Source organism: Streptomyces sp. NPDC058086, from assembly GCF_042885015.1.
Classification (GTDB): domain Bacteria; phylum Actinomycetota; class Actinomycetes; order Streptomycetales; family Streptomycetaceae; genus Streptomyces.
The window spans coordinates 25,067-39,754 of sequence record NZ_JBHVST010000082.1 but is presented as its reverse complement, the minus strand read 5'-3'; the positions used below and the strand labels follow the sequence as shown (position 1 = coordinate 39,754).

At 69.5% G+C, this 14,688-nt stretch carries 6 protein-coding genes; all 6 read right to left on the bottom strand.

The features are described 5' to 3' along the window. Positions 1–25 precede the first annotated feature (25 nt). Positions 26–2,113, bottom strand: coding sequence for a GDSL-type esterase/lipase family protein (locus ACFVWD_RS41800; RefSeq protein WP_389603159.1), 2,088 nt, complete (start codon positions 2,111–2,113; stop codon positions 26–28). Positions 2,114–2,186: 73 nt separating this feature from the next. Further along, positions 2,187–3,428, bottom strand: coding sequence for an SGNH/GDSL hydrolase family protein (locus ACFVWD_RS41795; RefSeq protein WP_389603158.1), 1,242 nt, complete (start codon positions 3,426–3,428; stop codon positions 2,187–2,189). Between the two features lie 8 nt (positions 3,429–3,436). Then, positions 3,437–5,458, bottom strand: a complete 2,022-nt coding sequence (locus ACFVWD_RS41790; protein ID WP_389603157.1) for a glycoside hydrolase family 31 protein — start codon at positions 5,456–5,458, stop codon at positions 3,437–3,439. Beyond that, complete coding sequence (locus ACFVWD_RS41785) at positions 5,458–9,180, bottom strand: beta-galactosidase (protein ID WP_389603156.1); 3,723 nt, start codon at positions 9,178–9,180, stop codon at positions 5,458–5,460. Before ACFVWD_RS41785 ends, ACFVWD_RS41790 begins: the two co-directional genes overlap by 1 nt. Continuing rightward, complete coding sequence (locus ACFVWD_RS41780; RefSeq protein ID WP_389603155.1) at positions 9,177–12,812, bottom strand: beta-galactosidase; 3,636 nt, start codon at positions 12,810–12,812, stop codon at positions 9,177–9,179. The genes ACFVWD_RS41785 and ACFVWD_RS41780 overlap by 4 nt, the downstream gene beginning before the upstream one ends. Then, complete coding sequence (locus ACFVWD_RS41775) at positions 12,809–14,677, bottom strand: glycoside hydrolase domain-containing protein (RefSeq protein ID WP_389603154.1); 1,869 nt, start codon at positions 14,675–14,677, stop codon at positions 12,809–12,811. The genes ACFVWD_RS41780 and ACFVWD_RS41775 overlap by 4 nt, the downstream gene beginning before the upstream one ends. Positions 14,678–14,688 lie beyond the last annotated feature (11 nt).

The window sequence follows — 14,688 nt, the reverse complement described above, 5'->3', positions numbered from 1 at the left end:
CTCTCAGTCGGTGATCGGAAAGGGCTCAGCCGGTGATCGAGAAGGAGTCGAGGAGGGCCGTGGTCCTCTGGCCGGGGTGGTCGAGGTTGACGGCGCTCACGACCATCCCGGCGTCGAGGGGGCCGTCGGCGGCGGACGGCACGGTGGCGGTGCCGATCTGCTGCCAGGCGCCCGTGTCGGTGCGCGCGTAGGCGGTGTAGGCGGTGCCGTCGCGGACGAGCTTCAGCCGGGCCGGGTGGTAGGAGGCGCCGCCCCCGGCCCAGGTGTCGAGATGCCCGTCGCCGTCGCTGTCGGTCATGAACTCGACGCCGTAGTTCCTGGACATGGTGAGGACCGCGTAGCCGCCCTTCTCCGGGGCGGTGAGGTCGTTCGCGACGGCGATCCCGGCCTTGGCGGAGGGCCCGCTGCCGGTTTGGGAGACGAGGCGGGCGGTGACGGCGCCCGTGGCGGGCACGGCGTCCGGCACGTGGATCACGGCCTTCTCGTCCTTCGAGCCGGACAGGTCCTGACCGCCCGCCCAGAGGGCGAACTGGTCGCCGTTCTGGGCGTATTGGGCGTCGTCGGTGGTGGCGAACGTGCTGTAGGGGGGCTGCACGGGGGACGGGACGGGGGTGACGTCGGCGGCCACGGTGTCGGCGTCGTGGCGCACCCGCCCGGCCTGCCGATAGGAGGTGTGGACGCCGATGTCGTACGCCCCCCAGGCCGTTCCGGCGGCCGGGGTGACTCTCCAGGTGATGGTGGAACGCGCGCCGGGAGCCAGGGAGCCGAGTCCCGTCTCCCCTTCCGGCCGGGCACTCCAGCCTTCCGGGAGGCGCAGGGTGCTGCTGACCCGGTCGACCGCCTTGGGGCCGGCGTTGGTGACCGTCGCGGTGATCTCCGTGGCGTGGCCGACCTGGAGGTCCGGGCGGTACGGGGTGAGCCGGACGCGTGCCGACGGGCAGTCGCGGGCCACCCCGAGGCTGGCGAGGTCGACCGCGTCGGCGAACGCCTTCATCCCGGTGTCGTTGGGATGCAGATGGTCACCGGAGTCGAACGCGGCGGCGTAGCGGGTGGGGTCGTCCGGGTCCCGTACCGCTAGGTCGAAGTCGGCGTAGCCGTCGAAGGTGCCACCGGAGTCGCGTACGAACGTGTTGACCTGCTGCCGGTCGGCCTCCTTGGCCTCGGTCCACCAGTCGCCCCAGCCCCGGTAGGGGACCACGGTCGCGCCGATCATCCGCAGCCCGCGGGCATGGGCCCGCCGCGCGATCTCCCGCATACCGTCGATCACCTGGTCGCCGGTGGCGCCGCCCCAGCTGAGGTCGTTGACGCCCTCGAAGAGGATCACCGTCCGGGCGCCCGGCTGGGACAGCACATCGCGCTCCAGCCGCTCCAGTGCCGAGGGATTGCCGTCGGTCCCGGCTGTGATGCGGTTCCCGCTGATGCCCTCGTTCAGCACTCCGGCCGGAGTCGTGCAGGCGGCGAGGCGGCCGGCCAGGTAGTCGGGCCAGCGCCGGTCGGCGTCCGAGGTCGAGGCGGCCCCGTCGGTGATGGAGTCGCCGAGCGCGACCACGGAGCCCCGCGCCGGACCGCCCCGCACATCGATGCCGGTGAGGAAGGGGAAGGTGGAGTCGGTCTTGGTGAACGCGGCTCCGCCGGGGTCCCCGGCGTGGTCGCCGCCGCCGTCGGGCGTCCAGTAGACGGTCTGCAGCCCCATCCAGTGCTGGCTGATGTGGGTCAGCCGGCCCGGGAAGTACAGGCTGACCACCAGGACGCTGCGGGCCTCGACGGGGAGCCGGACACGGTCGCTCGCCGCCTGCTCCCCGGCGCCGATCGTCACCTCGTCCTTGCCGTCGAAGCGCAGCTCCTGTGGTCGCGTGACGGTGGCGCCGCCGTCACGCCGCCCCACGGTCGCATGCCCGATCGTCACCGGCTCGGTGGTGAACCCGTTGGTCAGCCGAATCCGCACGCTCGACCCGCCCGCGCTCACTCGCACCGGTATCCGAACCGTCACCTCCGAGGTGCCTGGGTCGTACGAGGCGTGCTGCGCGGTCGCCCAGGTCCCCGTCCACGCCCGCTGCTGGGCCCCGGCCTCGGCGGGCGCTGCCGCAAGCAGGGCTGTCACCGTGGCTGCCAAGGCTGCGGCCAGGGTCGCTGGTCTTCTGTGTCCACGTAGGTGTCCACGTAAGTGTCCGAACACGGGGTCCTCCTCAGGAACAGCCGCGGCCGAGGCCGAGCGCGGTCAGGTCGATGGAGTCGGCGAAGGCCTTCATCCCGGCGTCATTGGGATGCAGATGGTCACCGGAGTCGTACGCCGCGCCCAGCCGCCGCGGGTCCGCCGGATCCCGGACCGACCGGTCGAAGTCGGCGTAGTCGTCGAAGACCCCGCCGGAGTCCCGGACGAAAGCGTTGACTTGCTGTCGCCGGGCTTCCGTCTCCTCGGTCCAACCGCCCCAGGTGAAGTCCTTGTACGGGGTGATCGTGGCGCCGACGACCCGCATCCGGCGCTGGTGCGCCCGGTCGGCGATCTCCGTCATACCGGCGATGATCTGCTCAGCGGTCGCCCCGCCGAGATCGTTGATCCCCTCGAAGAGGATCAGGGTCCTCGCTCCCGGCTGGGAAAGCACATCCCGGTCGAGCCGGTCCAGGGCGGAGGGATTCGTCGCGGTCCCGGCGGTGATCCGGTTGCTGGTAATGCCCGCGTTGAGCACCCCGGCACCGGGCAGGCAGGCGTTCAGCCGGGCGGACAACAGGTCGGGCCAGCGCTGGTTGGTGTCGGCCGTCGAGAAGGACCCGTCGGTGATCGAGTCACCGAGCGCCACCACCGACCCTGCCCTCGGCGCGGTCACATCGACGCCGCTGAGGAACGGCCAGCTCGTGGTGGTCCAGGTGAAGGCGTCACCAGCGGTGTCGGCGGCGTGGTCGCCCGCCCCGTAATCCGTCCAGTAAACGGTCTGCTGCGCCCACCAGTGGTCGGTGATGTGCGTGACCGGGCCGGGCAGATAGAGACTGACCACCAGGTCGGCCAGGGCCGGCACGGCGAGGCCGACCGGATCGCTGACAGCCTCGCCGCCCGCCGGGATCGTGACCTCGCGGCTCCCGCCGAACCGCAGGCCGTATGGGTGCGCCACGGCGGAGCCGCCGTCACGCTGCCCCACGGTCGCATGCCCGATCGTCACCGGCTCGGTGGCGTAGGCGTTGGTCAGCCGGATGCGTACGGACGAACCGCCGACGCTGGTGTGCACCGGCATCCGTACCGTCACCTCGGACATCCCCGCGACCTCGTAGTGCTCGCTCGCCGCTGTCGCCCAGGTCCCCGTCCAGCCGCGCTGACCAACCTGTCGGCCAACCTGCTGACTTGCCCCGGCAGGCGTCACCGGCCCGGCCACGACAGCCACGATCGCCACGACCGCCGGCATCAACACCGCGAGCCCGCTGCGTATCGAAGGCATCTCGCCCCCTACCGCGCCACGCCGGTACGCGCGAGCGCCTCATACGCCTTGGTGGCGCCCTTGGCCTTGAGGTTCACGAACGCCGGGGTCACCCCGAGCGGGGCCGCGTAGCCCGTGAGCGTCACGGGGCCGCGGACGACTGTGCCGTTGTTGACGTCGCGCCATTTTCCGGACGGCAGGAAGATGTCCCGGATGGTGCCCGCGTCGAGCTTCGGCGCGGCCAGCACGGCGGGCCCGAGCATCCACTCGTCGGAGACGGTGTACGCCCGCTCGTCTTCCGCGAGGTCGCCCGGAAAGTCGAAGAACAGCGGTCGCATGATCGGATCGCCGGTCTTCAGCGTCTGCTGCACCTGGTCCCAGATGTACGGGGCCAGCCGCTCGTGCGTGGCGATGGCGGCGCGGTAGAGGTCGACCGTCTCCCGGTCGTAGCCGACCCATGCACCGGTCGTTGCGTCCCTTACACCGGTGGGTGAGGTCGAGGCGTACATCAGCGGCATCAGGGAGGCCGCCTGCGCCCAGCGGGTCAGGACCTGCTTGGTGGGTGGCGGGTAGCCGAGCGAGCCGCCGATCATGTCGGTCTCGACGAAGGGGTAGCCGATCGTGGAGACCGCCAGGTTGGCCGAGACCGCGGCGCGCAGCCCCGCGAAGGTGGTCGGCTTGTCGGCGGTGCGGGTGGCGAAGCCCTTGGCCTGCGCGGCGTTCCACGCGACCCGTAACCCCGCTCCCTGCTGGTCGAACGCGTCGGCCAGCTCGGTGCCGTACTTCACGTAGTCGGCGCGGGTGGCCCCCGGATAGGGGGCGCACCGGTCGTCGAAGAAGGCGGTGTCGAACTTGAACGCGGCGACCCCCAACTCGCTTGTCTGCGCTTTGAGGTCGTCGGTGTACCACTGCCGCGCGGCCGGGTTGGCCAGGTCGATCAGCCCGGTCTGCCGGCCGTTCCACCAGGTGAACAGGCAGGGTTTGGCCGGGTCGGAGGGGTCTTTCAGGAGATATCCGTTGTCGACGGCGTACGAGAAATTGGCGGCGGTCTCGGGCACGTACAGGCCGGTCCATATCCCGAGGTCGAAGCCGAGGCGGCCGAGTTCCTTCGACAGGGCGGGCAGATCGGGGAAGCGTTCGCCGAAGTCGGCGGCGATCACGCTCTCCTCGATCTGCAGGGCGTGCCCGCGGAGCCCGGCCCCGGCCAGCACGCGGGCCCAGTCGAGGACGTTCTTCTGGGTCTGTTCGCCGTAGAGCTGGGCCCAGGAGTTCCACAGCGGGGTGGCGTACTGCTCGTAGGGGGTGTCGGAGCGCGCGGGCTTTCCGACCAGCGAGATGTGGTCGCGGTACACCGCGGCGGGCGTGTCCTCGACGAACACCGTGGAGGCGGCGGGTCGGTCTCCGGTGACGGTGAACTCGCCGAGTCCGTTGCCGCCGGAGTTGATCCGCACGTCCATCGGGTCGTCGGTGTTCGCCCACAGCCCGGTGGCGCTGGAGGTGTACCAGAAGGGGGAGACCACCTGGTACGACGCCGGGCTGAACCCGGTGTCCACCAGTTGCCCGGAGTCCAGCGGCCACGGCTGGACGGTCTGGTCGCTGTTCTCGCCGTGGCCGTACCAGTGCCCGGCGCTGCTCAGGTCGTACGCCGTGCTGAGCGCGTCGGCGTGGGCGCCGGACAGGGACCAGTTCACGTCGTACCGGTCGGACCGCAGGGTGATCCGCAGCTCGACCGTGACGCCCGGCAGGTCGGTGGCGGCGGAGACGCGCACGGTGTTGCCGTCGCGGGTGCCGGCGGTGACCTCCCGGACGATGTGCCAGTCGCCGCCGATCCGGAACCGGAACGCCCCGGGCGCGGTGGCCAGGACGGTCCGGCCCGTCCGTACCGTGGTGAGGGCCAGCCGGTCGGTCGCAAGGCGCAGTTCGTAGCGTGGCGTCACGAAGGTGGTCGGCCGGGATTCGGCGGCGGTCGCCGCGGCTGCCGTGCCGAGCAGCGGGGCGGCCAGGAGCAGCGCCGCCGAGCCGTGTCGGACGGTTTGTCTCAGCAGGGGCATCAGACACCGCCCTCACAGGTCAGCTTGGCGTTGGCCCAGTCGGCGTGGTCGAGGGCGTTGCCGTCCCCGGCGTCCGATACGACGAGTTCGAGCCGGCGCGCGCCCGCCACGTCGACGTCGATCTTCTTCGCCGCGGTGTCCCGGTCGACGGTGCCGCTCTCGTAGACGGGGGTTCCGTCGGCGAGGACGGTGTAGGCGACGGTGGCCGGGCCGTCGGACCGGCCGTAGGTCTCCTGATCGAGGCCGAGCGCGGCGTGGAAGGTGGTGCAGGTGCCGCCGAGCCACACTTGCACGCTGCTGGCGGCGTGGGTGCCGAGGCCCTTGTCGTAGACGGTGTCGTGGAGAGTGAGCGGCAGGCCGTCGCCCTCGGCGTTCTCGCCGACGGACTGGTCGCGTTCGACCGGCCCCCAGCCGTTGCTGCTGGACTGGAACGGCAGATCGCTGACGTAGTGTTCGCCGGTCGTGAGCGGCGGTGGCTGAGCCGCCACCACTTGTTCCCCGGTCACCGAACCGGGCTTGCCGGCGCGGGTGAAGTCGGCGGTGACGCGGAGAATCGCGACAGTGCCGGTCTTCTGGTCGGCGGGCACGGTGACGGTCCACCGGGCTTTCGCCGAGGCACCGGGTTTGAGGGTGCCGAGCCGCACCGGGTCGGCCGGGGTCGCGGTCCAGCCGTCGGGCAGCTTCGGGCTCAGGGTGAGGTCGCGGAGCGCCTTGCCGTCGTCCGGTACGTCAGCGGTCGTCGTGACCTGGTAGCTGTTGCCCGGCTCGACGGTGTCGGGGGCGTTGACGCTCACCCGCGCCGCGGTGTCCGGGTCGGCGTAGGTGGCGGCGTCGTAGGCCGGGGCGGCCACATCGGCGACCCGCAGCGAGGAGGTGACATTGCCGAGCGTGGTGAGACCCACCTTCCCGAGGCCACCGCTCTTCGCGTCCTCGCTCCACGAGGCGATGGCGATGGTGTTCTTGCCGTCGGCCCGCAGAATGCCGTTCGGGATGGGGAACGTGTGCTGCGGACCGGTGTCGTTGACGTAGTTGCCCATCAGCCAGCCGTTGACATAGATGAGGGCGCGGTAATTCCGGTCGGGGTCGTCGGTGATGGTGACGCCGACGGAGACGTCCTGGCCCTTGGGCAGCCGGGGGTTGAAGGTGGTGCGGTACCAGGCGATGCCGGGGGTGGTGTCACTGACCGGCAGCGTGGTGTCGTCCCAGGTGCGGTCCGGGTAGCCGGGCAGGGTCCAGCCCGAACGCTCCCCGTACAGACCGCCGTTGTTCATGTGTCCGCGTACGGTGTCGACGGGCTGCTCACCGCCCCGGGCACCCTGGATGCGCCAGGTGATCTGCGCGTCGGAGCCTGCGAGATACGCCGTGGTCAGGCCGCGCGGCTGCTTGTGGTCGTCGCTGTTCCAGGTGAAGTCCTCGTTGTGGCCCATGTTGCCGACCAGGACGGAGATCACGTTCTCCTTGCCCTTGTGCAGCAACCCGTCGGCGAGGGGGAAGGTCTGGCGGCCGGTCTTGCTCGTGCCGGCGAACTTTCCGTTGATCCACACCGAGTACGCGCCAACCGCGGCCGAGCCGGTGTTCGGGTTGGTGGCGGAGGCGGTCAGGGAGAGGGACTTCTCGGTGCCGGTGGCCTTGAAGCGGCCGCGGTACCAGACATAGCCGTAGTGATAGCCGTACTCGTCCTGGTAGAGCACCGGTAGAGTCCCGGGCTTGGTCGGGTTGTCGGTGGTCAGCTTGTCGGCGTACGTCCAGGACGAGTCGTCGAAGTCCGGGTCGGCCTCCGGTGTTTCGGCAGACGTCTTCCAGCCGGTCAGCTCGGGGAGCTTGACGTCCTTCGGGCCGGGCACGGTGCCCAGCAGGCTGCCGAAGGAGGTCGCCTTCACCTTGAGGGGTGCGCCGTTCCAGGTGACCTTCCGTACGCCGGGCGGTGCGAAGACCTCTAGAGGGCCCGCCTTCTTCGCATCGCCGGTGAGGGCGAGCGTCGTCCCCCGGCCGGTGACGGACGCCGTACGGACCAGTTCGGTGCCGCGTTCCAGCACGGGACCGGCCGCCGTGTCCTGCCGCCAGAAGCCGGCGGCCTCGGCATCGGTGCCGATGAGCAGCAGCAGATCGGGGCGGCCGCCGCCCTGGACGAGGACCCGGGTGAGGCCGGAGTGGGTGTAGTCCAGCTTCAGGTCGCCGCGCTCGGCGTCCCAGGTGGCGTCCGCCTTGCCGTCCAGCACCGTGACCTTGGGCTCGGAGGAGTAGCGGAGCATCGTCTGTCCCGGGTCGCCCTCGCCGCCGTACAGCACGGCCTGGGTGCGTTCACCGGTCCGCGCGCTGGTCAGCAGCTCGCTGGTGGAGTAGACGAGCCGCTGGCCGCCGCCGAGGTCATGGCTGGCGACGAGGATCTTGCCGGTCTTGCCGTTGAGCCGGGCGGTGACCGGATACGTGCCGTCCGGCGTCTTCCAGTCGAAGGTAGTGGTGGCGTCGGCGTCGGCCATCGGGTCGCCGTGCCGGAGGTAGAGGAACTGGGTGCCGGTGTCCGGGTTGGCGCGGGCCTCGATGTGCACGGCGTCGTTGGACGAGGCGGGGGCGTCGGCCGGATCGGTGGCGGTGAGCGGTCCTGTGGTGGTGTAGAAGAGGCCCTGCCGCTTCAGCTCGTCGTAGTCGGCGCCCGTCTGGCGGGGCTCGCTGATCGGGGCGCCGTAGTCATACGAGGTGTAGACCTGGCGCGGGTCGGCGAGCCAGCCCCAGTTGGTGCCGCCGTAGGTCATGTAGAGGTTTTCGATGGTCGTGCCCTGCATGACCTCGTGCTTGTTGACGATCTTCTGGTAGGCGGGGCCCATCTTCTGCCTGCACTCGTCGTAGCCGGTGTCGCCCCAGGTCTGGAACCAGCCGGTGCCCGCCTCGAAGACCGCCAGCGGCTTGCTCTCGTCCTGGCGCGCGAGTGTGGGCAACCACCACTCGCCCTTGCAGAAGGAGTTGTACTGGTCCAGCTCGCCGACGAAGTCCAGGCCCTCGCCGCCCGCGTACCGCGGCATCGGCTCGTTGCCGACCAGGGGCACGGTGATGCCGTCGGCTCGTACCTGCTTGGAGAGATCGACGATGTAGTCGCGGCCTTCGGGGTCGTACAACTCGTTCTCGACTTGGTAGAGCAGCACCGGTCCGGTGCCGTCGGTGACCTGGCGGCGGGCGAGGATCTTGTCGATCTCCTTGAGCCACTCGCGGGCGGCGTCGAGGTATTCGGGGTCAGTGGAGCGGGCCTGTCCCTTCTGCGTCATCAGCCAGCCGGGGAAGCCTCCGCCGTCTGTCTCGGCGTTGATGTATGGGCCCGGCCGGGCGATGACATAGAGCCCGGCCTCCTCAGCCATGTCGAGGAGCTTGTCGACGTCACGGATACCGGTGAAGTCGTAACGGCCTTTCGCCGGAGAGTGGTAGCCCCAGTCGAAATAGATCGAGACGGCGTTCATGCCGCTCGCCTTGATCTTCTGGAGTACGTCGCGCCACAGGTCGGGGCTGGGGAGCCGCCAGTAGTGGAACTCCCCGGACCAGACGAAGAGCCGCTTGCCGTCGACCTTGACGGAGTACTTGTCGTAACTGACCGTGTGCGGCGTGGGCTTGGCGGCTGCGGCGGTCCGGACCGTGGCGTGGGCGGGCACTGCCACGGTCAGGATCGCGAGCAGTACGGCGGCCAACGTCGCGGCCAGAGGGGTACGCAGTTGTGGGACTCGGGCGAGGTTCACGAGGTGCCTCCCGCGCAGGTCAGCTTGGCGTCGGCCCAGTCGGCGTGGTCCGTGGAGACATCGCCGTCCCCGTCGACCAGCAGGTCGAGCCAGCGGGCGTCGGTCACGTCCACGCCGATGTCGGTGCTGCCGTCGGAGCCGCGCACCACCGGGGTTGTGATGAGGGAGCGGCCGTCGGCGATCACCTGGAAGGAGACGCTGCCGCTGTCACTGACCTCGTCGTCCACCCCGGCGGTAGCGGTGAAGCGGGTGCAGCCGCCGCCGAGATAGACCCGGATCTGGCTGTTCGCGTGCACGCCGAGGCCCTTGGTGTAGATAGTGCCGCCGATGCTCAGGGGGTGTCCGTCACCGGCTGCGGACTCCCCGTTGGAGGCGTCCTTCTCCACCGGACCCCAGCCGTTGACCGCCTTGACGAGGGTCAGGTCGCTGACGTAGCCGTCGGAGGACAGCCCCGGCGGCGGCACCTGTACGGCCCGTACACCCGTGACGGTGCCCGGACGGCCGGGTTGGGTGAGCTTGGCGGTCGCGGACAGGACGGCGTAGTGGACCGGGTCGCCGGGTGGGGTGACCGTGTAGTCGGCGGTTACCGTGTCGCCGGGCCGGACCCGGTCGAAACGGGTGGTGTCGTCGGTGGTCGCGGTCCAGCCGTCCGGGACCTTCAGCGCCAGCTCGACGTTCCGGGCGGTCGGCGCGTCCTTCGGCACGCTGACGGTGACGGGGACCTTGGCGGTGGTGCCGGTGCTCAGAAACGGTTCGGCGTCGACGGTGACACGGGCGCCGGAGTCCGGCATGGCGTACGTCTTGGCGTCGTACGAGGGCGCGGCCACCGTACCGACCTTGATCCCGCCCGCCGAGGCGCCGAGGTTGACGAGCTTTGCTGAACCCGGGCCCGCACCGGCCTCGGTGGACCACACGGCCAGGGCGATGGTGTTGCTGCCCTGCTCGCGCAGGATGCCCTTGGGGATGACGAACCGTGTCTGGGGTCCGGTGTCCGGCAAATAGCGGCCGATCAGCCAGCCGTTGACGAAGATCTGGGTGCGGTAGCCGGTGCTGCCGCCGTCGGCTTCGGCGAGATCGAGTGCGATCGCGTTGTCCTGGCCTTGCGGCAGGTCGAGCCGGGCGGAGGTGCGGTACCAGCGCACGCCTGGCCCGGTCTTCCCGGAGAGCGTGGTGCTCTTCCAGCCGCCGTCGGGGTATCCCGGCAGCGACCAGCCGGCCCGCTCCCCGTACAGCCCGCCGTTGTTGTACGGGCCCCGGGCGGTGTCGACCGGGTCGTCACCGCCGCGGCTGCCCTGGATCTTCCAGGTGAGGGTTGAGGCTCCGCCGATCACCTCGGCGCCGAGCAGACCGCGTGGCTCCTTGGAGTAGTCGTGGCCCCATTCCTCGTTGTGGCCCGCGTTCTCCACGAGGACGGAGAGGACGTTGTCCCCGCTGTCCTTCAGCGTGTCCGCCGGGATGTCGAAGGTGTGCGCGCCGTTGCCGGAGCTGCCGAGGTAGCGGCCGTTGAGCCAGACCGCGTACTGGCCGGTCGGACCGGTCTTGGTGTCGAGTGCGAGCGCGGTCGCGGCGCCGGTGGTCCTGAACCGGCCGCGATACCAGACGTTGCCGTGGTGGTAGCCGTACTCGTCCATCGCGAGGACGGGCAGCGACCCGGCCAGCTCCGGGTTGTTGGCGGTGAGGTGGTCGGCGGTGGTCCAGGCGGAGTCGTCGAAGCCCGGGGCGGCCTCCGGTGTCTCCTCCTTGTACTTCCATGTCGTGAGCGCGGGCAGCTCGACCGGGCGCGGCGCTTGGGTGACGGCGACCTTGCGGCCGTTCCAGGTCACCTTGTTGGCGTCCGCGATGACCTCGATCTTTGCGGCTTTGGTGGAGTCGCCGGTCAACTTCAGGATGCCGCCCGCCTGTTCGGCGGTACGGACGAGGGACGGGCCTCGTACGAGAACCGGGCCCGCGGCGGTGTCCTGTCGCCACCAGTGGGCGGTCTCGGAGGTGTCGGCGATCAGTAGCTCCAGGTGGTTCACCAGCACGCGGGCCAGGCCCTCGTGCGTGTAGTTCAGGCGCAGGTCGCCGCGGTCGGCGTCCCAGGTGGTGGTGACATCGCCGTCGAGGGCGGTCACCTTGGGCCGCTCGGCGTACCGCAGCACGGTCTCGCCGGCCTCGCCCTCACGCCCGTACAGCAGCGCCACGTCCCGGTCGCCGATCCGGGCGTGCGTCATGATCTCCGAGGTGGAGTAGACGAGCCGCTGGCCACCCAGGTCGTAGCCCGCGACGAGGAGTTTGGCGTCCCGGCCGTCGACGGTGATCTCGCCCTGCTGCGGGACGCGCGGGTAGTCGCCGTCCTTGCCCGAGAGGGACAGGGTGGTTTCGTCCTTGTCCTTCACGCGGGTGTCGGCGTGCCGGACGGTGAAGAATTGGGTGCCGTCGTCGGGGTTGACGCGCCGGTCGATGTGCAGGGCGTCGTCTGACGGGACGGGGGCCTCGGCCTTGTCTGTGCGCGCCAGCGAGGTCACCGAGTTGACCATGTACCCGAGACGCTTGAACTCCTGGTACTTGCCGGTGAGTTGACGGGACTCGTTGATCGGGGCCCCGTAGTCGTACGACGTGTAGACCGCGTTGGGGTCGGCGAGCCAGCCCCAGTTGGTGCCGCCGTAGGTCATGTAGAAGGACTGGCCGCTCACTCCGGCGGCGATGTTCATCTTGCTGAACACCCGGGTGAAGTCGGTGCCGGTGAGTTTCGCGCAGTCCTGGTATCCGGTGCCGCCCCAGGGGTCGAAGGCGCCGCCCTGTGCCTCCGGGATGATCAGAGGAGACTCGGGCTTCCACTCGTTGACGTACGAGTAGTCGGGCAGGTTCTTCCAGGTGTCGGGGTTCTTGCAGTCGAAGCCCTGCGGGTAGGCGTCGAAGCCGTAGATGTCCGGGGCGCCCTTGCCGCTGACCCAGTTTCTGTTGGCGCCGCCGTCGTTGACGAAGGTGGGCACATCGATGCCGTCTTCCTTCGCCCAGTCGATGAGGGTCTGCATGTAGTCGGCGTCGTGCCGACCGCCCTGGTACTCGTTCTCGACCTGGTAGAGGATCACCGACCCCGTGCCACGGGTGAGTTGGTGGCGCGCGATGATCGGGTTGATCCGGCTCATCCACTCCCGGGCCGCCTTCATGTACTCCGGCTCGGAGGTGCGGTTCACGCCGGCCTGTGTCTTCCGCCAGGCTGGCATGCCGCCGCCGGAGACCTCCGCGTTGATGTACGGGCCCGGGCGGGCGATCACATACAGGCCCGCGCGCTCGGCCTCGTCGAGCAGCCGCTCCACATCGCGGATGCCGGTGAAGTCGTACGAGCCCGGCTTGGCCGAGTGGTAGCCCCAGTCGAAGTAGAGCGAGACCGCGTTGAATCCGTCCGCCTTGATCTTCTGCAGTACGTCGCGCCACGCGTCGGGGCTGGGCAGCCGGAAGTAGTGGAACTCGGCGCCCCAGAGGTACAGGGGCTTGCCGTCGACCCGCACGGAGTACTGGTCGTAGGTGACGGTGTGCTGCGCCTGGGCCTGTTGCCCCGCCTGGGCCGGTGTCGCGACACCTGTACTGGTCAGGGGCATGACAGTCAGTGCTCCGGCGAGCAGCAGAGATCTCCACTTGCCCCTCATGACGTCAGCTCCTTCACGATTGCCGCCCGCGCGGTCTCGATGTCGCTGACGTCCTTCGTCCGGCCGTCGAGGTTCCGGGTCGCGGTGGTGAGGGCCTCGGTCAGCGCGTCGCTGTCGGTGCCGCCGTCCTTCTTCCGTAGCTGGGCGATGAGTTCGTAGTCCTCGATGCCCTCCTTCAGCTGCTCCCAGCGGATGCTGGACATCGGGCCGTCCTTGCCCGGGTAGACCAGGTATTCGTCGCCCTGCGTGAAGATGTGCACCGGCTGCTTGAAGGGGTCGCTGGTCCAGCTGTTGTACGACCAGCGCAGGAAACCGTCCAGATTTCGCTGGGCGGAGATCCACGGCAGCATCCGCGACTCGACGGCGGGCGAGTACGACAGCGTGTTGGGGTGGGCCGGCGAGCCGTACACGTAGAAGGTTGTGATCTTGCCGGCCTTGCGTCGCTCCGCCACCTTCTCCTTCGTCATCGCGTCGATGCCGCCCCAGTCGACGGAGAGGTTGGACGCCACGCCCTCGGTGCTGATCGAACCGGCCACAGAGATACGGTTGTCGAAGGCTGGCGCGACCTCGTGGACGAAGTCCTTGACGACCGTCATGGTGTCGATGGGCCGCTCGTCGAAGGACAGCCAGGTGTTGTCTAGCCAGCCCTTCGCCTTCAGATGCTTCTCGAAGGCGGGTAGGAACGCTCCCCACGCCTCCCGCCAGCGGTTCCCGCCCAGATCGACGTTCTCGTAGACGGTCTTGCCGGTGCTGGTGTCGGTGTAGGTGAGGTGCTCCTGGTCCTGGAACGCCAGCATGGAGAAGGCGCCGATGTCGGGCCCGAGACCGGCGCGTCTGGCGGTCTGGACGTACTGGTCCCAGCGGCTGAAGTCGAAGGAGAACGTCTTTCCGTTCCAGTTCCAGCCCACCATGCTGGTGTACGGCGTGGCGGTCTGCGACTCCCGGGTGCCGAGCGACCACTGGTGGTGCCACGGGTTGTCGACGATGGTGGTGTTGATGACCTTCTGGCCGCGCGAGGCCAGGTCGCGGTTGTACTTCTCGATCAGCTTCCAGTGCTGCTCGGACCAGAGTTTGACGCCGTGGTTCTTGGCGATCGTCTCTGGCTGCGCCCATACGTCGAGGAAGAAGTCGTAGTCCTTCGGGTCGGGCACGCTCGCGTCGGCGACCTGGATGGTCAGCGGATAGCTGGCCTGAGTGCGGCCGTCGGCGTTGACCTTGACCGTGCCGGTATAGGTGCCGGGCCTGGCCTTTTTGGGGATGTGGAAGGTGAACCACAGCGGCTGCGCCGCGTACGCGGGCACGTCCACGGAGGACCGCTCCTCGAGCGCGTCGCCGACCACGTCGGGGTTGCGGTCGCCGGACACCTCCTTGCCGGAGCTGACTTGGTCGATGGTGGCGGACCAGTCGACCTCGCTCTTGGAGCGCTGCACGGGCACATACTTGACGAACCGGACGTCGGTGTCGTCACCGGACAGCTTCGCTCCGCCGGGCCCGGTGAGGTCGCCGACCACGGCCTTGACGTCGTCGAGGTTCTGGCCTGAGGCGATCGCCAGCTGCGCCGAGACCTGCTCGTTGCGGACGGCGGAGAGCTTGAGCTCCTTGGTGTCCTTGCCCTGGATGGCGGTCATCGGGTAACGCGGGACCCGTTCCTCCGCGGAGCCGGCGAAGGAGCCGGTGGGAACCCAGGTGATGGTGTCCCTGGTGCCCATGGCGTCGGCGACCTTGACGGTCAGCCAGGTGGTGGTGGCCTTGGAATTGAGGTCGGTGCCGCTGGTCGTCGTACCGGTGACGGCAATCGCGGTGGTGCTCGCGGCCACGACCACGCCCGCGACGAAGCCGGCGACAGCTGAGGACGTACGTGCCATGGGGCTGGGTT